General features: G+C 72.3%; 22 protein-coding genes. 16 read left to right on the forward strand and 6 right to left on the reverse strand.

What is annotated here, in order from left to right; all coding sequences use genetic code 11:
* The first annotated feature begins 5 nt into the window (after positions 1 to 5).
* The 12 genes from DEJ23_RS06070 to DEJ23_RS06125 all read left to right on the forward strand — a co-directional run bounded on the left by DEJ23_RS06070 (position 6) and on the right by DEJ23_RS06125 (position 11,761).
* On the forward strand, positions 6 to 659 hold the full coding sequence (locus DEJ23_RS06070) for a response regulator transcription factor (protein WP_111239381.1): 654 nt from the start codon (positions 6 to 8) through the stop codon (positions 657 to 659).
* Positions 656 to 1,816: a HAMP domain-containing sensor histidine kinase gene (locus DEJ23_RS06075; RefSeq protein ID WP_111239382.1), complete on the forward strand. Its 1,161-nt coding sequence runs from the start codon at positions 656 to 658 to the stop codon at positions 1,814 to 1,816. The genes DEJ23_RS06070 and DEJ23_RS06075 overlap by 4 nt, the downstream gene beginning before the upstream one ends.
* A gap of 48 nt (positions 1,817 to 1,864) precedes the next feature.
* Positions 1,865 to 2,389: a hypothetical protein gene (locus DEJ23_RS06080; RefSeq protein ID WP_111239383.1), complete on the forward strand. Its 525-nt coding sequence runs from the start codon at positions 1,865 to 1,867 to the stop codon at positions 2,387 to 2,389.
* A gap of 81 nt (positions 2,390 to 2,470) precedes the next feature.
* A complete protein-coding gene (locus tag DEJ23_RS06085) occupies positions 2,471 to 2,974 on the forward strand; it encodes a hypothetical protein (protein WP_111239384.1) in 504 nt (167 codons plus the stop codon).
* Positions 2,975 to 3,000: 26 nt separating this feature from the next.
* Complete coding sequence (locus DEJ23_RS06090) at positions 3,001 to 4,053, forward strand: peptidoglycan-binding protein (RefSeq protein ID WP_220034200.1); 1,053 nt, start codon at positions 3,001 to 3,003, stop codon at positions 4,051 to 4,053.
* Positions 4,050 to 4,835: an ABC transporter ATP-binding protein gene (locus DEJ23_RS06095; protein ID WP_181429143.1), complete on the forward strand. Its 786-nt coding sequence runs from the start codon at positions 4,050 to 4,052 to the stop codon at positions 4,833 to 4,835. Before DEJ23_RS06090 ends, DEJ23_RS06095 begins: the two co-directional genes overlap by 4 nt.
* Entirely contained in the window at positions 4,832 to 6,019 is a 1,188-nt protein-coding gene (locus DEJ23_RS06100) for an ABC transporter permease (RefSeq protein ID WP_111239387.1), read from the forward strand. The genes DEJ23_RS06095 and DEJ23_RS06100 overlap by 4 nt, the downstream gene beginning before the upstream one ends.
* Positions 6,020 to 6,103: 84 nt before the next feature.
* Complete coding sequence (locus DEJ23_RS06105) at positions 6,104 to 6,658, forward strand: DUF2231 domain-containing protein (protein ID WP_111239388.1); 555 nt, start codon at positions 6,104 to 6,106, stop codon at positions 6,656 to 6,658.
* 149 nt (positions 6,659 to 6,807) lie between these two features.
* Positions 6,808 to 7,596: a DeoR/GlpR family DNA-binding transcription regulator gene (locus DEJ23_RS06110; RefSeq protein ID WP_111239389.1), complete on the forward strand. Its 789-nt coding sequence runs from the start codon at positions 6,808 to 6,810 to the stop codon at positions 7,594 to 7,596.
* On the forward strand, positions 7,593 to 8,618 hold the full coding sequence (locus DEJ23_RS06115) for a 1-phosphofructokinase family hexose kinase (RefSeq protein ID WP_111239390.1): 1,026 nt from the start codon (positions 7,593 to 7,595) through the stop codon (positions 8,616 to 8,618). The genes DEJ23_RS06110 and DEJ23_RS06115 overlap by 4 nt, the downstream gene beginning before the upstream one ends.
* 85 nt (positions 8,619 to 8,703) lie before the next feature.
* The gene (locus DEJ23_RS06120; RefSeq protein WP_111239391.1) at positions 8,704 to 10,827 is read left to right on the forward strand and encodes a fructose-specific PTS transporter subunit EIIC; all 2,124 of its coding nucleotides are present in this window, start codon (positions 8,704 to 8,706) and stop codon (positions 10,825 to 10,827) included.
* Between the two features lie 163 nt (positions 10,828 to 10,990).
* On the forward strand, positions 10,991 to 11,761 hold the full coding sequence (locus DEJ23_RS06125; RefSeq protein ID WP_258375285.1) for a DedA family protein: 771 nt from the start codon (positions 10,991 to 10,993) through the stop codon (positions 11,759 to 11,761).
* 4 nt (positions 11,762 to 11,765) lie between these two features.
* Here DEJ23_RS06125 and DEJ23_RS06130 read toward each other — a convergent pair whose 3' ends face one another.
* Positions 11,766 to 11,969, reverse strand: coding sequence for a DUF2945 domain-containing protein (locus tag DEJ23_RS06130; RefSeq protein WP_111239392.1), 204 nt, complete (start codon positions 11,967 to 11,969; stop codon positions 11,766 to 11,768).
* A 200-nt stretch (positions 11,970 to 12,169) separates the two neighbouring features.
* Here DEJ23_RS06130 and DEJ23_RS06135 point away from each other — a divergent pair, with 200 nt between their 5' ends.
* On the forward strand, positions 12,170 to 13,222 hold the full coding sequence (locus tag DEJ23_RS06135; protein WP_181429144.1) for a serine/threonine-protein kinase: 1,053 nt from the start codon (positions 12,170 to 12,172) through the stop codon (positions 13,220 to 13,222).
* A gap of 90 nt (positions 13,223 to 13,312) precedes the next feature.
* On the forward strand, positions 13,313 to 13,936 hold the full coding sequence (locus DEJ23_RS06140) for a phosphoribosylanthranilate isomerase (protein ID WP_111239394.1): 624 nt from the start codon (positions 13,313 to 13,315) through the stop codon (positions 13,934 to 13,936).
* Positions 13,937 to 14,005: 69 nt separating this feature from the next.
* Here the strand turns inward: DEJ23_RS06140 and DEJ23_RS06145 are convergent, their stop codons facing one another.
* The 3 genes from DEJ23_RS06145 to DEJ23_RS06155 all read right to left on the reverse strand — a co-directional run bounded on the left by DEJ23_RS06145 (position 14,006) and on the right by DEJ23_RS06155 (position 15,968).
* Positions 14,006 to 14,764 (reverse strand): HAD-IIB family hydrolase, encoded by a 759-nt coding sequence (locus DEJ23_RS06145; protein ID WP_111239395.1) that lies wholly within the window; start codon positions 14,762 to 14,764, stop codon positions 14,006 to 14,008.
* Positions 14,765 to 14,851: 87 nt separating this feature from the next.
* A complete protein-coding gene (locus tag DEJ23_RS06150) occupies positions 14,852 to 15,304 on the reverse strand; it encodes an acyl-CoA thioesterase (RefSeq protein WP_111239396.1) in 453 nt (150 codons plus the stop codon).
* Positions 15,305 to 15,374: 70 nt separating this feature from the next.
* A complete protein-coding gene (locus tag DEJ23_RS06155) occupies positions 15,375 to 15,968 on the reverse strand; it encodes a nitroreductase family protein (RefSeq protein WP_111239397.1) in 594 nt (197 codons plus the stop codon).
* 125 nt (positions 15,969 to 16,093) lie between these two features.
* Here DEJ23_RS06155 and DEJ23_RS06160 point away from each other — a divergent pair, with 125 nt between their 5' ends.
* Positions 16,094 to 17,017 (forward strand): AEC family transporter, encoded by a 924-nt coding sequence (locus DEJ23_RS06160; RefSeq protein WP_111239398.1) that lies wholly within the window; start codon positions 16,094 to 16,096, stop codon positions 17,015 to 17,017.
* Between the two features lie 66 nt (positions 17,018 to 17,083).
* Positions 17,084 to 17,491, forward strand: a complete 408-nt coding sequence (locus DEJ23_RS06165; RefSeq protein WP_111239399.1) for an aldehyde dehydrogenase — start codon at positions 17,084 to 17,086, stop codon at positions 17,489 to 17,491.
* Positions 17,492 to 17,503: 12 nt separating this feature from the next.
* Here the strand turns inward: DEJ23_RS06165 and DEJ23_RS06170 are convergent, their stop codons facing one another.
* Together DEJ23_RS06170 and DEJ23_RS06175 are read right to left on the reverse strand one after the other, a co-directional pair.
* Positions 17,504 to 17,764: a nuclease gene (locus tag DEJ23_RS06170; RefSeq protein WP_111239400.1), complete on the reverse strand. Its 261-nt coding sequence runs from the start codon at positions 17,762 to 17,764 to the stop codon at positions 17,504 to 17,506.
* A 122-nt stretch (positions 17,765 to 17,886) separates the two neighbouring features.
* Positions 17,887 to 18,723 (reverse strand): exodeoxyribonuclease III, encoded by an 837-nt coding sequence (locus tag DEJ23_RS06175; protein WP_111239401.1) that lies wholly within the window; start codon positions 18,721 to 18,723, stop codon positions 17,887 to 17,889.
* Positions 18,724 to 18,769: the final 46 nt, after the last annotated feature.

An 18,769-nucleotide genomic window follows, 5' to 3' on the forward strand; every position in this document is an offset into this window, starting at 1 on the left:
CCGACATGCGAGTGCTGGTGGTGGACGACGAGGAGGCGTTGGCGGACCTGGTCGCCCGGGGTCTGAGCCGACAGGACATGGCGGTGGACGTGACGTACCGTGGCGACGACGCGGACGAGCTCCTCGCCGTCAACGACTACGACGTCGTCGTGCTCGACCGCGACCTGCCGGGCATGCACGGGGACGAGGTCGCGCGGCGACTCGCCACCCGCCCGGTCGGCACCCGGATCCTCATGCTCACCGCCGCGACGGCGCTGACCGACCGCGTGCACGGGCTCGAGCTCGGCGCGGACGACTACCTGGCCAAGCCGTTCGAGTTCCCGGAGCTCGTCGCCCGCGTCCGGGCGCTCGGACGGCGCAGCACCGTGGCCGTCCCACCCGTGCTCGAACGCGACGGGCTGATGCTCGACTCGAACCGCCGGATGGCGACGCGCGACGGACGGCCGCTCGACCTCACGACGAAGGAGCTCGGCGTGCTCGAGGTCCTGCTCCGGGCCGACGGCCGGGTCGTCCCGGCCGAGGAACTCCTCGAGAAGGTCTGGGACATGAACATCGACCCGTTCACCGCCGCGGTGCGCGTGACGATGTCGAAGCTCCGCCGGAAGCTCGGGGCCCCCGACCCGATCCGCACCGTCCCCGGGCAGGGCTACGCGCTGTGACGCGACTCTGGTCGATCGGGGCGCGGACGACCCTGGCCTTCGCGCTCGCGTCGATGGTCATCACGGCGGCCGTCCTGGTGCTCGTGACGAGCGGGTCGGTCCGGACCTTCGCGTCGGAGTACCGGGCGGTGTCGGTGGAACTCCGTCCCGACACCTCCGACGGCGCGGAACCGGCACCGGTGCCCGACGCGACCGGACCAGGCGGGGCAGGGGCCTCCGGTGGGGCCGCGGTCGTGCAGCTGGCGACCACGACGCAGTGGCAGTGGGCGGCGTTCGGCATCGTCACGTCGGGGGTGCTCGCAGGGTGCGTCGGGTGGTTCGTCAGCCGACGCGTCCTGCGACCCGTCGACCGGATCACCGCGATCACCCGCTCGCTGTCGGCGTCGACGCTGCACGAGCGCATCGCCCTCGACGGCCCCGACGACGAACTCCGTCGGCTCGCCCGGACGATCGACGACCTGCTCGACCGTCTCGAGACCGCGTTCGAGAGCCAGCGGCGCTTCGTCGCGCAGGCGTCGCACGAGCTGCGGACGCCCCTGGCCGTCCAGCGCGCGGCGTTGCAGGTCGGGCTGCCGGACGACGCCGATCCGGCTGGGATCGCCGCGGTGCGTGCGGAGCTCCTCGAGCAGAACCGGCGCACGGAACGGCTCGTGGACAGCCTGCTCGTGCTCGCCGAGGCCGAACGCGGGCTGGACGGCCGGACCGAGCCGGTCGACTGCGAGACGCTCGCGTGCGAAGTCGCCGGTGAGGCGACGGGCAGCGCAGGAGACGCCGGCATCGCGTTGACGTGTCGGACGACGGCCGACGTCGTCGACGGACTCGTCGTCACGGCTGAGCCGACGCTGGTCCGGCAACTCCTGCGCAACCTCGTCGCCAACGCGGTCGAGTACAACCGGCCGGGTGGCTGGGTCGAGGTCGTCGTGCGTCGTGACGGGTTCTCGGTCGCCAACAGCGGGGACGTGGTCGACGCGGTCACGGCGGGCAGGCTGGTGGAGCCGTTCTGCCGCGGTGATCGTGCCGGGTCGGACCGGCACAGCGGACTCGGACTCTCCATCGTCGCCGCGATCGCCCGGGCGCACGGGTGGGGACTCGACGTCCGGCCACGGGCCGAGGGCGGCCTGGTGGTCGACGTGCGCACCGCTGTTTCGTCGGCGTGACCATCGGTCGCGCGTCGGGGAAACGTCCTCGGCGCTGGAGTGGGACGCATGTCGAACACCACACGCCTCGGTCCCGTCCCCCTCTCGCGCCGCGCGACCATCGCCGCCGCCGTCCTGCTGCTCGTCGGAGGTGGTCTGACGGCGTGCTCCTCGACCGGGGGCGCCACCGACCCGACCCCGTCCGCCAGTGGTACGACGACGTCCGTCAAGGACCGCACGCTCGCGATCAACCAGTGCCTGCGTGACAAGGGCTACGCGGTGTCCGACGAGGGCGCGGGTGACGATGGCCACAAGTTCTCCGTCCCCGAGGGTGCGGACCCCGACCAGTACCTGGCGGACGCCGCGGAGTGCGCGGACAAGGTGCCGGGAGGGGGCGCAGTGGGCGTCACCGGACCGGCGCAGTCGTCGGGTTCCAGCCCGGAGTTCGCCGAGTGCTTGCGGGACGGCGGGTTCCCCGACTTCCCCGACGACCCGGAGGCGCAGACCGAGTACCAGCCGGGCGACGAGCAGGGGTACGAGCAGCGAGTCGAGCGCTGCTTCGACGAGCACCCGCCGGTGTCCGGAGGTCACTGACCGTCGCAGGCAGCCCGGGTTTCGCGCATGTAACCACTCCGGCTCACCTGCAGAAACACGGGTTTCCCGAGCATGGAGGACATGACCACGACATCACGATCCACCACGTTCCGCACCGCGGCGTTCCTCGCCGTGGCCCTGCCGTTCGGCCTCGCGGCCTGTTCGTCCGACGACACGACGTCGACCTCCACGGAGGCCGCCGCTGACGGCGTCGGCGCGAAGTGGTCCGCCTGCATGCGCGACGGCGGTTTCGACGTCGCCGACGTGTCCGACGACGAGGTCCGGTCGGGCGTCCAGGTCGTGCCGCCGGGTGTCGATCGCGACGCCTGGTCGACACGTGCGGGCGACTGCTCGCGACAGCTCGGCATCCAGGGCAGCAGCGATGCGCAGCACCAGAAGTGGGAGCGCCAGTACGCCGCGGTCGCCTCGTGCATCCGCGAGAACGGGTACCCCGACTTCCCCGAGCAGGAGCCAGGCGGCATCAGCACCGGAGACTACGCCCGCGCGACGGAACCGGAGTTCGAGGAGGTGTTCCAGGAGTGCCTCCACGAGTACGCGCCGGACACCCAGACGAAGCAGCTGTGACCAGCGCCCGGGACCAGGAGCACGACATGATCACCACGAAGCGCACCACGCGGCGCGTCCTCATCGCGAGCGTCTGCCTCGTCGCCGTGCTCGGCGCGGGCACGGCGACCTGGGCGTTGCTCGACGGCGGCCCGGACGCCGCATCGGCCGAGACGCCGCACGAGCGACGCGCGACCGCTCCGGTGACGAAGCAGACCCTGACCGACCAACAGGTCTTCGCCGGCACCCTCGGGTACGGGCAGCCCGTCGGCATCCCGGGTGTCGCGCAGGGCACGCTCACCTGGCTGCCGACCCCTGGGCAGGTGATCCACCGCGACGAACCCCTCTACGCCGTCGACGAGCGGCAGGTCCGTGCCATGCACGGATCCGTACCGCTCTGGCGGTCGCTCGAGTACGGACTCCGGGGCGCCGACGTCGCGCAGCTGAACACGAACCTCGCCGGGCTCGGGTACTCGGTGGCCGAAGACGACGTGTTCGGGAAGCGCACCCTCGCCGCCGTGCGGCAGTGGCAGGAGGACCGCGGCCGCACGGTCACCGGGGTCCTGACCGCGGACGACGTCGCGTTCGTGGACGGTGACGTCCGCGTCGATTCCGTCGTGGGGCAACTCGGCCAACCCGCTGGCGGCGACGTGCTGCAGGTGACGAGCACGGAGCGTGTCGTGACGGCGACCGTGGGGCAGCAGGACGCGGACCGGCTGTCCGTCGGCACGGAGGTCCGCGTGCTCGTCAACGGGACCGGCGACCCGATCACGGGCAGCGTCGTCGATGCCGCCCCGGTTCCGGCCGAGGGCGACTCCGCCGCGAAGGTCGCCGTCACGATCGCGCTCGAGCAGGGCGACCGGGAGCTCCCCACCGCTGCGTCGGCCCAGGTCACGGCTTCGGGCAGGACCGAGAAGGGTGTCACCACCGTGCCGATCGCGGCGCTCGTCGCCGGTGACCGGGACGGCGAGTACGCCGTCGACGTGGTGCACGGCTCGACCACGAAGCGTGTACCCGTCGAGGTCGGTTTCGTCGCGGACGGGCGTGCTGCGGTCACCGGGGGCGTGCACGAGGGCGACCGGGTCGTGGTGCCATCGTGAGCGCGTCCGACCGCCCGGCCGCTGATGCGCCCGTCGTCGCGCTCCGCGACGTCGTGAAGACCTACGGTGACGTCCATGCGCTCCGAGGAGTGTCGCTCGACGTCGACCCCGGCGAGCTCGTCGCCGTCGTCGGTCCGTCCGGCTCCGGCAAGTCGACGATGCTCAACATCGTCGGCACGCTCGACCGGCCGACCTCGGGCACGTTGACGATCGCCGGCAACCAGGTCGACGCCATGCGGGACGACGACCTCTCCGCCCTGCGCGCCGAGCACATCGGGTTCGTGTTCCAGCACTTCCACCTGCAGACGGGGGCGACCGCGACCGAGAACGTCGCCGACGGCCTGCTCTACACCGGCACCCCGCAGCGCGATCGGCGGCGGCGCGCCGTCGCGGCCCTCGAGCGGGTCGGCCTCGGACACCGCGTCGACCACCGGCCGCACCAACTCTCCGGTGGCGAGAAGCAGCGGGTCGCCATCGCCCGTGCCATCGTCGGCGACCCGTCGATCTTGCTCGCCGACGAGCCGACCGGCGCGCTCGACACCGCATCCGGAGCGGCGATCCTCGACCTGCTGCGCGAGCTCAACGCCGGCGGGACGACGGTGCTCGTGATCACACACGACCTCGAGCTCGCCGCCGCCCTCCCGCGGCAGGTCCGCATGCGGGACGGCGAGGTGCAGGAGGACTCGAAGGGCACCCGTACCGACGCCCGGGTGCTCGCCGAGACGATCCGCGCCGCGGGCACCGGGCTCGTCGGCGCGTACGGCTCCGGGGCCGAGCGATGAGCCGCCGGAGGGCAGTCGGCGCGGCTGACCTGCTGCGCCTCGGACTCTTCGGTCTTCGGACCCGACCCACCCGCGTCGTGCTGTCCGCCCTGGGCATCGCGATCGGCATCGCGGCCATGATCGCGGTCGTCGGCATCTCGTCGTCGAGCAAGGCGAAGCTCGACCAGGTGCTCGACGCCCTCGGGACGAACGTGCTCACCGCCACGAAGGCGCAGGGCTTCGGGGAGTCGCCGCCGCTCCCCGAGACGGCGGTCGACTCGGCTCGGCGGCAGGACGACGTCCTCGCAGCCGCTGGCGTCGGCAAGGTCGACAAGGGCTACGTCTACCGGAACCCGTTCGTGTCCCCGCTCGAGACGAAGGGCATCGGGACGATGGCGGCCTGGGGCGACGTGCCCGCGGTGCTCGGCGGCGGCACGGCCTCCGGACGCTGGCTCGACACCCGCCCGGACGCGGTCGACCAGGTCGTGCTCGGCGCCGAGGCCGCGGCGTCCCTCGGGATCGACCGCGTCCAGCCGGACACCCGCGTCTGGATGGGCGGGCAGTGGGTGCAGGTGGTCGGGATCCTCGACTCGTTGCAGCTCGCGCCTGACCTCGACACGCAGGTGTTCGTCCCCCGCGGGCTCGCCGAGCGCCTCGGCTTCACCGGGGAGCCGTCGGCGGTCTACACCCGCGTCGACCCGGCGCGGGTGCACCAGGCGCGTGACGTGCTGGCCCGTGCGATCCGTCCGGACCAGCCCGGCCTGGTCGGGGTGACGAACCCGTCGGACGCACTCGCTGCGAAGAACGCCACGGACGACTCCTTCACCGGGCTCCTCGTCGGCATCGGCGGGGTGGCGCTCCTGGTCGGCGGCATCGGCGTCGCGAACACCATGGTGGTCACGGTGCTCGAACGGCGGGCCGAGGTCGGGGTCCGGCGGGCGCTCGGTGCGAGGAGGCGGAACATCCGTGACCAGTTCCTGGTCGAGTCGCTGCTGCTGTCGCTGCTCGGCGGCATCGCCGGGGTCGTCATCGGCGTCGGCGTGACGGCGGCCTTCGCGATCGCGAACGGTGCTCCCGTGGCGGTGCCGCTGTGGGCGGTCGCCGGTGGCCTCGGTTCGACGGTGGTCATCGGCGGCGTGTCCGGGATCTACCCGGCGGCGCGCGCGGCGCGCATCCCGCCGACGTCGGCGCTCGCCGCGGTCTGACGACCCGGACCGACGGGACGCACCGCCAGGCCCGGTGCCGGTTCCTGGAACCGGCACCGGGCCTGGCGGCCTAGGGTCCATGACATGCCGGAACTGCCGATCTTGCGTCGCCTCACCGACTCCATCGAGCGCGCGAGCGTGCTCGACAAGGCCGTCGACCTCGACACGCGCCTCGTGCGCGCCGTCGCCAAGCCGAAGGCCCTCCGACAGCTGCTGCACGGCGTCCCGTTCGGACACCCGCTGCACCCGCTCATGGTGCAGGTGCCGCTCGGCGCGTGGATCTCGGCGGCCGTCCTCGACGCGATCGGCGGGAAGGGCAACGCCCGCGCGGCGCAGACCCTCACCGGGGTCGGGATCGCCTCGGCCGGGAGCGCCTCCCTCGCCGGGTACGTCGACTGGTCGGAGCTCTCCCTCGAGCAGCGGCGCACCGGGTGGGTGCACCAGGCCGTGAACTGGGTCGGCATCACGTTCTTCGGGCTCTCCTGGTGGCAGCGCCGGAAGGGGAACACCGCTGCGGGCAAGGCGCTCGGGTTCGCCGGCCTGCTCGTCGTCAGCGTCGGCGGCTACCTCGGCGGTCACCTGTCGTACCGGCAGCGCGCGGGGATCGGGTCGAGCGACCGCGTGCCGTACGACGACTGACGACCCGCTCGACCTCCACGGGAACGCCCTATCTGCTCCGGCAGGTCGGGCGTTCCTTCGTTCGTGTTGATTTCATGACGAAACGTTTGCGTTCGTGTGGCTTCCGGACGTACAGTTCCTGGAACCAACAGGAACGAAGGAGTTCGGGCATGTATGCAACCGAGCGGCAGGACGCCATCGCCGCCGCGCTGCAGTCGGCCGGGCGGGTGTCCGTCGCCGACCTCGCCGAGCACTTCGACGTCACGACGGAGACCGTCCGGCGCGACCTGGACGTGCTCGAGACCGCCGGGGTCCTGCGCCGTGTGCACGGGGGAGCGGTCCCCGTCGGTCGCTCCAGCGTCGTCGAGCTCTCCGTCGCCGAGCGCGAGGGACAGCACGGCACCGCGAAGACCGCGATCGCCCGCGCCGCGATGCGCCTGGTGCCGTCGACCTTCACCGGCTCCATCGCCCTCGACGCCGGCACCACCTGCGCTGCCGTCGCCGCCGAACTCGCCCGGTGGGAGCCCGCCACGGCCGGAGCGACCCTGACCGTCGTCACGAACTCGGTGCCGATCGCCGCGACCCTGCAGCACTCCGAGCACGTCGAGCTGCACCTGCTCGGCGGTCGGGTGCGCGGCGTCACCAGCGCCGCGGTCGGCACGGCCACGGTCGAGCAGATCGGGGCGCTCCGCCCGGACATCGCCTTCGTCGGCACGAACGGCCTGTCCGCCGGCTTCGGCCTGAGCACGCCGGACGAGTACGAGGCCGCCGTCAAGGGCGCCTACGTGCTCGCCGCCCGTCGCAGCGTCGTCCTCGCCGACGCCGCCAAGCACGGTGTCGAGGCGCTCATGCGCTTCGCCCGGCTCGACGAGGTCGACACCCTCGTCACCGACCAGGAGCCCCCGGCAGACCTCGCCGGCGCGCTCGCGGACGCCGACGTGGAGGTCGTGGTCGCATGAGCCCCGAGAGTCGCACCGTCCAGCACAGCACCCGGATCGTCACCGTGACCCCGAACCCGAGCCTCGACCGCACGATCGAGCTCGGCGGCGAGCTGCAGCGCGGCGCCGTGCAGCGGGCCGTCCGGACCACGGCCGAGCCCGGCGGCAAGGGCGTCAACGTCTCCCGGGTCGTCGTCGCGAGCGGCGGGGACACCCTCGCGGTCCTGCCCGGTGACGAGCTCGACCCCGTCCTGCTCGGCCTGGCGACCCGGGGCATCCCGACCGCCGCGCTGCCGATCGGCGCCCCGCTCCGCTCGAACGTCACCGTCACCGAGCCGACCGGCACCACCACCAAGCTCAACGAGCCCGGGCCCTCGCTCGCCGGGCGTCTCGACGACCTCGCCGCGCTCGTCGCGGACGCCGCCGGACCGACCCCGACCGGGCCGGGCGCCCGCTGGGTCGTCTTCGCCGGGTCCCTGCCGCCGGGGCTGCCGGACGACGCGCTCGCCGTGCTGGTCCGTGCCGTCCGCGCCCGGCACGGGGACGCCGTGCGCATCGCCGTCGACTCGTCCGGCGTCCCCTTCACCGCGCTGCTGCAGTCGGGCGAGCGAATCGACCTGGTCAAGCCGAACGCCGAGGAACTCGCCGAGGTCGTCGGCGGCGACCCCGAGGTGTACGAGCAGGACCTCGAGGCCGCCGTCGCCGCGGCCCACCGCCTGCGCGACAAGCACGTCGACACCGTGCTGCTCACCCTCGGCAGCGCCGGCGCGGTCCTCGTCTCGGGCGAGGGCAGCCACGTGGCCGCCGCACCGCGGATCGTCGCCCGGTCGACGGTCGGCGCCGGCGACTCGTCACTCGCGGGCTACCTGCTCGCCGAGGTCGCCGGGGCCCCCGCCGCGGAACGCCTCGCCCAGGCCGTCGCCACCGGAGCCGCCGCGGCGGCCCTGCCCGGCAGCGACGTCCCCGCCCTCGACCACACCGACCCCGGCAGCGTGACCGTCCGGACCCTGCACACGACGCAGGTCCCGGCGCCGACCGCCTGACCGACCCCGCAGCACCTCCCCTCGAACCAGGCAGCACCGTCGGCCTGGCCCCCGCGCCCCCGGCGCCACTGCAAAGGAGCAACCCATGTCCGCAGACACGACCCAGCGCCTCATCAGCGCTGAGCTCGTCGGCCTCGACGAGGACCTCGGCGCGACGTCGTCCGACGTCATCCGCGTGCTCGCCGACCGCGTCGCCGCGACCGGCCGCGCAGCCGACGGCAGCGTCCTGGCCGAGGACGCCATCGCGCGCGAGGCGAGCGTCGGCACCGGTGTGCCCGGCGGCATCGCGATCCCGCACGCCCGGTCGGCCTCGGTGTCGAGCCCGACCCTGGCGTTCTCGCGCCTGGCGCGGAAGGTGCCGTTCGGCGCCCCCGACGGCGACGCCGACGTCGTCTTCATGATCGCGGTGCCGGAGGGCGCCGACAAGGACCACCTCACCGTCCTGTCGACCCTCGCCCGGGCACTCATCCGCGAGGACTTCACGGCCGCGCTCCGTGCCGCCTCGACCCCGCAGGAGATCGTCGACCTGGTGCAGCGCGAGGTGGGCGGCGAGGTCGCCGCAGCCGGCGTCGGCACGGCGAGCAGCGCCTCCACCACGACGGCCGCGCCCGCCGCGGCAGCCGGCGCGCACGTCGCCGAGGACGGCGCCGGGGCACGCAAGGTCATCGTCGGTGTCACCGCGTGCCCGACCGGCATCGCGCACACCTACATGGCGGCCGACGCCCTCGTCGCCGCCGCCGAGCGCGCCGGTGCCGAGATGCACGTCGAGACGCAGGGCTCCTCGCAGGTCGAGCCCCTCGACCCGGCCCTCATCGCCCGCGCCGACGCCGTCGTGTTCGCGGTCGACGTGGACGTCCGCGACCGCGGTCGCTTCGCCGGCAAGCCGCTCGTGTCCGGTCCGGTCAAGCGCGGCGTCGACGAACCCGACGCGATGATCGCCGAGGCCATCCGAGCCTCCGACGACCCGCACGCCGCGCGGGTGCAGGGCGGCGCGGCGACCGCGACCGAGTCGAACAAGGCCGACGAGCACTTCGGTCAGGCCCTGAAGCGCTGGCTCCTGACCGGCGTGAGCTACATGATCCCGTTCGTCGCGGGCGGCGGGCTCCTCATCGCCCTCGGCTTCCTGCTCTCGGGCTACGAGATCGCGTCGACCCACGGTGACGACGGCGTGAACAACGCGGTCTGGACGCTGACGCACTCCACCCTGCTGGACCTGCCGCCGGAGGGGCTCGGCTACTACCTCGGGGCCGCTGCCTTCCAGATCGGGTCCGTCTCGCTCGGGTTCCTCGTCGCCGCGCTGGCCGGGTACATCGCCTACGCGATCGCCGACCGTCCGGGCATCGCGCCGGGCTTCGTCGCCGGGTCGATCGCCGTGTTCATGAACGCCGGCTTCCTCGGCGGGCTCGTCGGTGGTCTCATCGCCGGTGCCGCCGCTTACTGGATCGGACGCATCCCGACCTGGCGCTGGCTGCGTGGCCTCATGCCCGTCGTGATCATCCCGCTGTTCGCCTCGATCATCGCCTCCGGGCTCATGCTCCTGGTGCTCGGTGGTCCGATCGCGTGGCTCATGACGCAGCTCACCACCTGGCTCAACTCGCTCAACGGCGCCACCGCGATCCTGCTCGGTGTCATCCTCGGCCTGATGATGGCGGTCGACCTCGGCGGCCCGGTCAACAAGGTGGCGTACTCGTTCGCCGTCGCCGGGCTCGGCGCCGGCACCGCGTCGAACGTCGTGCCGTTCGAGATCATGGCGGCGGTCATGGCGGCAGGCATGGTCCCGCCGCTGGCCCTGGCGCTGGCCTCGACCGTGCTCTACCGCAACGGCTTCACGAAGCCGGAGCGCGAGAACGGGAAGGCAGCCTGGCTGCTCGGCGCCTCGTTCATCTCCGAGGGCGCGATCCCGTTCGCGGCGGCCGACCCGCTGCGCGTGATCCCGGCGTCGATGGTCGGCGCGGCGGTCACCGGTGCCGTCTCGATGGCGGCGGGCGTGACGTCCCGCGCGCCGCACGGTGGCGTGTTCGTGTTCTTCGCCATCGGGGACATCGCGATGTTCATCGTCGCGATCCTGGCCGGCACCATCGTCTCCGCGCTGGTCCTGGTCGGCCTGAAGAAGTGGGTGCGCAAGTCGCCCGGGTCCTCGGCCGCAGCCGCGGACCAGGCGGCGGTCGCCGGCGACACGGTCGGGCAGCGCGCCCCCGCCGCGGTCTGACGGACGCCACCACCTGACGGACGGGAGGCGCGGTGCCAGCCGGCACCGCGCCTCCCGTCCGTCGTCGCTGCGGTCCGACGCCGGCGCGCTCGTGCCACGCTCCCTCGGTCGCCACCCGGACGACGTACCGAGATCTGTCAGGGCACTCAGGGAGACTCGGGGGATGACGACCGCCCTGACGCTGCCGCCGATCCTGCCCGTGACCATCACCGCCGCGGGGTCGGGGACGCAAGGGACGGAGGACCTGGGCGGGCTGTCCGGCTTCGTCCTCCAGCTCATCGACGCCCTGGGAGAGTGGGGCGTCGCGCTCATGCTCTTCGTCGAGACGGTGTTCCCGCCGATCCCGTCCGAGGTCATCCTGCCGCTCGCCGGGTTCCTGGCGGGCGCCGGGCAGATGAACCTCGTGCTCGTGCTGCTGCTCGCGACGCTCGGCTCGTACCTGGGCGCGCTGGTGCTCTACTGGCTCGGCGCGGTGATCGGGTTCGAGCGGACCGTCCGGGCGCTCGGCAAGCTGCCGCTCGTCGACGAGGACGACTTCCGCAAGGCGGCCGACTGGTTCCACCGGCACGGCAAGAGCGCGGTGTTCTTCGGCCGGTTCGTGCCGATCGTCCGCAGCCTCATCTCGCTGCCGGCCGGTGCCGACCGGATGCACCTCGCCACGTTCTCGGTGTTCACGATCATCGCCAGCGGCATCTGGAACAGCGCCCTCGTGCTGCTCGGAGCGGCCTTCGGCACCCAGTACGACAAGGTCGAGCAGTACACCGAGTGGATCGACCGGGTGCTCTACGTGGCGATCGCGGTCGTCGTGGTGACGTTCGTCGTCCGCCGCGTCCGGCGCCTCCGCGCGGAACGGGCGGAGCGGCGTCCGAGCGGGACCGCGGACCGGTCGTCAGGCGTCCGCGGGCGCCGACGCGCGACGCCCACGGACGACTGAGGAGTCACTTCTCCGTGAGGGCAGACTCCTTGTGGGCGGCCTGCTTGCCGGACTTCTCCGACTCGACGATCCAGTACGGGTCGTCGTCCTTCGGCTTGAAGTCCTGACCGTCGAACGTGAAGTCCTCCGTCTTCTTCTCGACGAGCTTGCCGGTGGTCCGGCCCTGCGAGGTGTTCCAGTGGACCTCGTCGCCCTTCGACAGCGCCATGTTGTCCTCCTTGCGTAGTGGGAGCGGTCTCGTGCCCCCGGACGCTACCCCCGTACTTCCGCGGAACCACGGGCATCTGTCCCCCATCACGATGTCGTAACGCCCAAGCGGGATCGAAGTGGGACGCGTACCGTTGCAGGCGAGCCAACACGACGGCACCTGCCGCGGTCCCGATGGCTCCCGACGGAACGACGTGCAGCATGACCCTGGTCGACAGCGCACGAGCGGACACGGTCCTCGCGGGCCGGTACCGACTCGTCAAGCTCATCGGTACCGGTGGCATGGGCTCCGTCTACGAGGCCCGCGACGAGCACACCTACCGCGCGGTCGCCGTGAAGCTCTTCGCGACGCCGGACTCGATGACGACGGCCGACCGTGTCCGGCAGGAACGCGAGATCCGGCTGCTCAGCATGCTCTCGCACCCGGGCCTCGTCCCGCTCTACGACGCCGGCACCCACGACTTCGAGGACGGCCCGCACCGCTTCATCGTGATGGAGCTCATCGCCGACACCACCCTGCTGCGACGACTCGCGGGCGGTGCCCTGCACAACTACGAGGTCGCCGACCTCGGCGCGCAGCTCGCCGACGCGCTCGCGTACGTGCACTCGCGCGGCATCGTCCACCGCGACGTCAAGCCGGCGAACATCCTCATCAACGACGAGGGGGCTTCCGGCTTCGTCCGCTCCGTCAAGCTGACCGACTTCGGCGTCGCGCACTTCGTCGACGGCTCGCGTCTGACGAACGACGGCACGATCATCGGCACGGCCGCCTACCTCAGCCCCGAGCAGGTCGCCGGCGAGCCGATCGGGTTCGCCACCGACGTCTACTCGCTCGGCCTCGTGCTGCTCGAGTCGCTGACCGGCAAGCAGGAGTACTCGGGCACCCTCATCGAGGCGGCGCTCGCGCGGCTCCGCAACGACCCGGAGGTCCCCGACGAGGTCGGTCCGGACTGGAAGGACCTGCTCGCCAAGATGACCCACCGCGACCCCGCGAAGCGCCCGACGGCGATCGCGGTGGCGAACGCGCTGCGTGGCGGGTCGACCCAGATCACCGGGCCGGTGCCGCTCGGACCGGACCGCTCGAAGCACAAGCGCGACCACCGGCTGCACCGCGCGGCACACCGGCACGCCAAGCGCGGCACGTTCAGTGCCGTCCGTCGCTGGCGCCGCCGGAACGTGCTGGTCGGGTCGTTCGCCACGTTCGGCGTACTGGCCGCCTGTGCCGCCGCGTACATCGCCGGCACCCTGCACTGACGCCCGGCACCGGCCCAGGGCGTCGGTCCAGGGCACCTGCTCAGGGCATCGGCGGGTCCGGACGTCCGTCGTCCCTGGCAGGATGGGAGCATGACCGAACAGCGCTGGATCAAGATCTGCGGCCTGTCGACGCCCGAGACCGTTGACGCCGCCGTGGACGCCGGTGCCGACGCGGTCGGGTTCGTGTTCGCCGCGGGCAGCCCCCGGACCGTGACCGCGGACCTGGCGAAGGAGCTCGTCGAGCGCCTGCCCGAGGGCATCGACGCCGTCGGGGTGTTCCGCGACCAGCAGATCGACGAGGTAGTGGGCATCGCCTCCGAGGTCGGGCTCACCACGCTCCAGCTGCACGGCCGCGAGTCCGTCAGCGACTTCGCCCGTGCGCGCGACGCCGGGTTCTTCACCATCCGCGCCGTGTCCGCCGACGACTACCTGCGCGAGACCGCGGAGCAGCGGGCCGCGTTCGACCACGACCTGCTCCTGCTCGACGCGGCGGCGCCCGGGAGCGGCCACCTGGTCGACCCTGCGTCCATCGCTGGGAAGGTGGACGAGGCCTGGATCCTGGCCGGCGGCCTGACACCCGCCAACGTCGTCGCCGCGGTGCAGGCGCTCGACCCCGACGGCGTGGACGTCTCGAGCGGCGTCGAGTCGGAGCGCGGCGTCAAGGACGCCGCGCGGATCCGATCGTTCGTCGAGGCGGTCCGCAGCATCCCCTGACGGCACGCACGACGGACGGGAGGCCCGTGGCGGGCCCCGCCACGGGCCTCCCGTCCGTCGCTCCGCGCGTCAGCGCAGCGTCGGGATGAGGTCGCGGAGGAACGCGTCGGTGTCCTCCCAGCCCTCGACCGCGTGGCAGGGGACGCCGAGGGCCTTCACCGGGTAGTCGTTGCCCTCCGGGTCGAGCCGGTCGCCGACGAACAGCATCTCGTCGAGCGCGATGCCGGTCAGCTCCGCGAGACGGCGCATGCCGTAGGCCTTGTCGATGCCCTTTCGGGTGATGTCGACGCTCGTCGAACCGCCCGAACGGACCTCGAGGTCCGGCAGCTCCGCCTGGACGAGCCGGCGCAGGTGGTCCTTCTTCTCGCCGGTCGGGTCCCAGCGCTTCTTGACGTCGACCGGGGCGGACTGCCCGAGCGCCGAGAAGGTGATCTGCGAGCCGCGGTCCTCGAGGATCTCGCCCCAGGTCTCCGACTCCCAGTACCCGGCCGCCTTGGCCTGCGCCTCGACGGCCGCGAGGGCCCGGGCCTTCTCGTCGTCGGTGAGGTCCTCGGCGTACTGCAGGGACCAGTCCGACCCGGACCAGCGGTAGTACGCCGTGCCGCACGTCGGGAGCAGGTGCAGGTCGTCGAGGACGAGCCCGTCCCGCTCACGGAGCGGGTGCACGAGCTGCTGTTCGAACTGCTGGAAGTTGCCGCCCGAGATCACCGCGACCGGCACGGTGGCGAGCAGGGACGCGAACGTCTCGAGCATGCGCGGATCCAGCGGGGACTTCGACGGCGCGAGGGTGTCGTCGAGGTCGAAGGCGACGAGGCGGGGCGTGGTCATGGCACCGATTCTGTCAGGTGCCCGTCCGGGGCCGCTGTCCGTGCGGATCCCGCGGCTCGTGCCGGCGCGGTCGGGGTCCCGCCGTCCTCAGGAGCGGTGGGCGGCTGGGACGCGGTCGCGGGCGTAGGTGATGTCCGTGTAGCCGTGCGGTGCGGGGTTGCCGTCCTCGTCGAGGTTCACGAAGACGACCTCGTCGATGGTCAGGATGCTGCGGTGCGTGAACAGGTTCCGGGCCTCGGCGCGCATCGTCAGCGACGTGCGGCCGAAGCGCGTCGCGACGAGGCCGATCTCGACGATGTCGCCTTCCTGCGCGGAGGACACGAAGACGATCTCGGACATGTACTTCGTGACGACCTTGCCGTTGCCGAGCTGGATGATCGCGTACACCGCCGCTTCCTCGTCGATCCAGCGGAGGAGGCTGCCGCCGAAGAGGGTGCCGTTCGCGTTGAGGTCCTCCGGGCGGACCCACTTGCGCGTGTAGAAGTTCATCTCCGGCGTCGGGACGTCGAGGTGCTGGTCGGGCTGCTGCTGCTGATCCATGTCACTACATGGTACGACGGCCGGACCCGTCGGAGCCCGGCCGTCGTCACGCGCTGCTGCGCGGTCGTCACTACTCCTTGACGAGGACGACCTCGTCGAGGGGCAGGCGGGTGCGCGGGGCGACCTCGCGCTCGGCGGCCTTCTCGTCGAGCTGCGACGGGTCCGCCACGGTGCCGATCGCGGTCACGGTGTAGGGCAGGAAGCGCTCGGGCAGGTCGAACGCGGCGCGCAGGCCCTCCGCGTCGATGCCGGCCATCTGGTGCACGTGGAGTCCCTCGGCGTGTGCCTGCACGGTCAGCGCGGCGAGCGACTGGCCGAGGTCGTACTGCGCGAAGGGGCGCGCCTCGCCGTCCTCGGTCGTGGTCTCGAGCACACCGACGACGAGCGCGCTCGCGCGGAACGCCCACGCGGCGTTGAAGCCGAGCAGGTTCTCGTTGATCTTCGCGAACGTGTCGGTCCCGCGGCGGCCGGCGATGAAACGGCGCGGCTGGTGGTTCATGGCGGACGCAGCCCAGCGAGCGGCCTCGAGGACGGCGTCGAGCTGGGCGTCCGTCATGGTCGCGGAGTCGTCGTAGGAGCGGGGGCTCCAGCGCTCCTCGAGCAGCGGCACGAGCGGCTGGCTGGAGTCGGTCGAACGGGAGAGCGTGTCGGACGTCGAGGTCATGGTGGCTGCAACGGTGTTCGATGCGAACGCATTTCCAGTCTGAACGACGTCACATCCGCCGCAGACGGCCGCACGTGTTGCCGTGCTGGTCGTGGCGGCCGGGCCGTGCTGCGAGGATGGGTGCGATGGGTGGCGTGTTGACGGGGTTCGCGATCATCGGTGCGATCATCGCGACGGGCTACGTCGTGGGGCGCGTCCGGCTGCTCGGTCCGCACGCGCAGTTCGTGATGAGCCGCCTGGCCTTCTTCGTGCTCATGCCGTGCCTGCTGTTCCACACGATCGCCACGGCGCACATCGAGACGCTGCTCTCGCCGATGCTCTGGGTGTCGCTCGTGAGCGCCGTCACCGTGGCGCTCGTCGCGGTCGTGCTGTTCCGCCTGGTGCTGCGACGACCGGTCGCGACCACGACCGTGGGGGCGTTGGCCTCGGGGTACGTCAACGCGAACAACATCGGGCTGCCGGTGGCCGTCTACGTGCTCGGGCAGGCCACCGCGGTCGTGCCGGTCATCCTGCTGCAGCTCGTCGTGCTGGCGCCGCTCGCCCTGACCGTGCTCGACGCGGCGACGGCGGGCGGTGGCGGTTGGCGGTCGCGGGTGGTCGGCCCGTTCCGCAACCCGATCATCATCGCCTCGTTGGCGGGGCTGCTGTGCTCCGCCCTGCGTCTCGAGCTGCCCGCGCCCGTGCTCGAGCCGTTCTCGCTGGTCGGTGCCGCGGCGGTGCCCGTCGTGCTGCTGTCGTTCGGGATGAGCCTGCACGGTGCCGCGCCGCTGCGGGACCCGTCGATCCGGCCGGACGTGCTCGTCGCCTCCGCACTCAAGCTGCTCGTGATGCCGGCCGTGGCGTTCGTCGTCGCCCGGTACCTGTTCGGCCTGGGCGACCAGGACGTGTTCGTGCTGACCACCCTCGGCGCCCTGCCGGCCGCACAGAACGTCTTCAACTACGCGCAGCGGTACCAGGCGGCCGTGCCGGTGGCGCGCGACGTGGTGCTCATCTCGACGATCGGCTCGGTGCCGGTCCTGGTCGTCGTCGCCGCGCTCCTGCACCCGTAGCGGGCGTACCGTGGCCGACGACCGGGCGCAGTACCGCGCCGGCACCACGAGGAACCGGAGGACACCATGGACACCACGGCGATGATGCGGACGATGCCGACCGACGCCATGCCGATGACGTTGGACGGCGAGATGGTGCAGGACACGATGATGACGATGAACGCCGCGTCGATGGCTGCGACCATGTGCTCGGCGAGCGACGTGCGCATGGGCGGCGAGATGGCCACGTGCGCCGCGATGTGCGCGAACACCGCGATGCTCGCCGACACCGCGATGCGGATGCTGATGCGTCCGGAGGGCATGGACGCCGCCGCGATGCGCACGGTCCTCGAGGCCTGCGTCGCCATGGGGTCCGCCTGCGCCGCCGAGTGCCACCGTCACGCCGAGATGGACGAGGCGTGCCGCTACTGCGCGATGGCGTGCGACGAGATGGTCGCATCGTGCCGCACGATGCTGGACGCGACGACGGACTGAGCCGCCGGGCGGCTACCGGACGGCCCGAGCGGTGGCCGATCGGCCGCCGACGGTCAGGATCTCCGCGACCGGGTGGTGGGCGACGGGGTCACCGACGACGGCGGTGCCCCGGGCGTCCGCCACGCGGAGCGTCGTCACGGTGCCCTCCAGGAGCAGGACGGTGACGGACTCGTCGTGCACCTCGACCACCAGGCCGTCCCGCCAGGCGCGGGGGTTCGCGCCGGCCATGGCGCGCTGGATGGGAAGGATCGTCGACGGGGTCGTGCGGGACATGGCTTCACCTGCTCTCGGAGGGGTTCGGTGCAGACGAACCTACGCACGGAGCAGGAGCCCGTCGACGACGACGGACCCGCGGCGTAACACGGGTGTGGACGACGTCGACCGGTGCGCGAGCCTCAGAAGATCATCGGGCGGTCGTCGTCCAGCGAGGTCTCGAGGTCGAGGTCGACCGACACCGGCACGTGGTCGCTCGGGGCGTCGCCCTTCCGCTCGTCGCGGTGGATGGTCGCGCCGACCGTGACGTCCGCGAAGGCCTGCGAGCCGAGCACGAAGTCGATGCGCATGCCCTCGTTGCGGGGGAAGCGCAGCTGCTTGTAGTCCCAGTACGTGTAGCCCGCAGGCACGAGCGGACGCACGACGTCCTGCAGCCCGCGCGCCTCGAACTCGCGGAAGGCCGCGCGCTCGGGCTCGCTGACGTGCGTGGCGCCGTCGAACACCCGCATGTCCCAGACGTCCTGGTCGAGCGGTGCGACGTTCCAGTCGCCCATCAGCGCGAGCGGGGTGTCCGGCTCCGCGGAGAGCCACTCGCCGGTGCGGTCGGCCAGCTGCGCCAGCCAGTCGAGCTTGTACGTGTAGTGCGGGTCGCCGAGCTCACGGCCGTTCGGCACGTAGAGGCTCCACAGCCGGACACCGTCGACGGTGACGCCCATCGCACGGGCCTCGACCGGCAGGTCCGGCCCCTCGTGTCCCTTGAGGAACCCGGGCTGCCCGGGGAAGTCCCGGGTGACGTCCTCCATCGGCAGACGGCTGGCGAACGCGACGCCGTTCCACTGGTTCAGCCCGTGCGCCTCAACCTGGTACCCGGCGGCCTCGAACGCCTCGACCGGGAACTGCTCGGGCTTGCACTTGATCTCCTGCATGCCGAGGACGTCGACGTCCTCGCGCACCAGCCAGTCGACGATCCGGCCCACTCGGGTGCGGACGGAGTTCACGTTCCAGGTCGCGACGCGCATGGGATCGAACCTACCGGTGACGGCTGGTGCGGCGCTCGTCGGGCGG

Origin of the sequence: Curtobacterium sp. MCSS17_008 (assembly GCF_003234185.1) — a bacterium.
In the GTDB taxonomy this organism is placed as follows: Bacteria; Actinomycetota; Actinomycetes; order Actinomycetales; family Microbacteriaceae; genus Curtobacterium.

Excerpts from the sequence above, each read along its gene's own strand:
- DEJ23_RS06070 (WP_111239381.1), top strand. The coding sequence starts at position 6 with ATGCGAGTGCTGGTGGTGGACGACGAGGAGGCGTTGGCGGACCTGGTC.
- DEJ23_RS06080 (WP_111239383.1), top strand. The coding sequence starts at position 1,865 with ATGTCGAACACCACACGCCTCGGTCCCGTCCCCCTCTCGCGCCGCGCG.
- DEJ23_RS06085 (WP_111239384.1), top strand. The coding sequence starts at position 2,471 with ATGACCACGACATCACGATCCACCACGTTCCGCACCGCGGCGTTCCTC.
- DEJ23_RS06090 (WP_220034200.1), top strand. The coding sequence starts at position 3,001 with ATGATCACCACGAAGCGCACCACGCGGCGCGTCCTCATCGCGAGCGTC.
- DEJ23_RS06100 (WP_111239387.1), top strand. The coding sequence starts at position 4,832 with ATGAGCCGCCGGAGGGCAGTCGGCGCGGCTGACCTGCTGCGCCTCGGA.
- DEJ23_RS06105 (WP_111239388.1), top strand. The coding sequence starts at position 6,104 with ATGCCGGAACTGCCGATCTTGCGTCGCCTCACCGACTCCATCGAGCGC.
- DEJ23_RS06110 (WP_111239389.1), top strand. The coding sequence starts at position 6,808 with ATGTATGCAACCGAGCGGCAGGACGCCATCGCCGCCGCGCTGCAGTCG.
- DEJ23_RS06115 (WP_111239390.1), top strand. The coding sequence starts at position 7,593 with ATGAGCCCCGAGAGTCGCACCGTCCAGCACAGCACCCGGATCGTCACC.
- DEJ23_RS06120 (WP_111239391.1), top strand. The coding sequence starts at position 8,704 with ATGTCCGCAGACACGACCCAGCGCCTCATCAGCGCTGAGCTCGTCGGC.
- DEJ23_RS06125 (WP_258375285.1), top strand. The coding sequence starts at position 10,991 with ATGACGACCGCCCTGACGCTGCCGCCGATCCTGCCCGTGACCATCACC.
- DEJ23_RS06130 (WP_111239392.1), bottom strand. The coding sequence starts at position 11,969 with ATGGCGCTGTCGAAGGGCGACGAGGTCCACTGGAACACCTCGCAGGGC.
- DEJ23_RS06135 (WP_181429144.1), top strand. The coding sequence starts at position 12,170 with ATGACCCTGGTCGACAGCGCACGAGCGGACACGGTCCTCGCGGGCCGG.
- DEJ23_RS06140 (WP_111239394.1), top strand. The coding sequence starts at position 13,313 with ATGACCGAACAGCGCTGGATCAAGATCTGCGGCCTGTCGACGCCCGAG.
- DEJ23_RS06145 (WP_111239395.1), bottom strand. The coding sequence starts at position 14,764 with ATGACCACGCCCCGCCTCGTCGCCTTCGACCTCGACGACACCCTCGCG.
- DEJ23_RS06150 (WP_111239396.1), bottom strand. The coding sequence starts at position 15,304 with ATGGATCAGCAGCAGCAGCCCGACCAGCACCTCGACGTCCCGACGCCG.
- DEJ23_RS06155 (WP_111239397.1), bottom strand. The coding sequence starts at position 15,968 with ATGACCTCGACGTCCGACACGCTCTCCCGTTCGACCGACTCCAGCCAG.
- DEJ23_RS06160 (WP_111239398.1), top strand. The coding sequence starts at position 16,094 with ATGGGTGGCGTGTTGACGGGGTTCGCGATCATCGGTGCGATCATCGCG.
- DEJ23_RS06165 (WP_111239399.1), top strand. The coding sequence starts at position 17,084 with ATGGACACCACGGCGATGATGCGGACGATGCCGACCGACGCCATGCCG.
- DEJ23_RS06170 (WP_111239400.1), bottom strand. The coding sequence starts at position 17,764 with ATGTCCCGCACGACCCCGTCGACGATCCTTCCCATCCAGCGCGCCATG.
- DEJ23_RS06175 (WP_111239401.1), bottom strand. The coding sequence starts at position 18,723 with ATGCGCGTCGCGACCTGGAACGTGAACTCCGTCCGCACCCGAGTGGGC.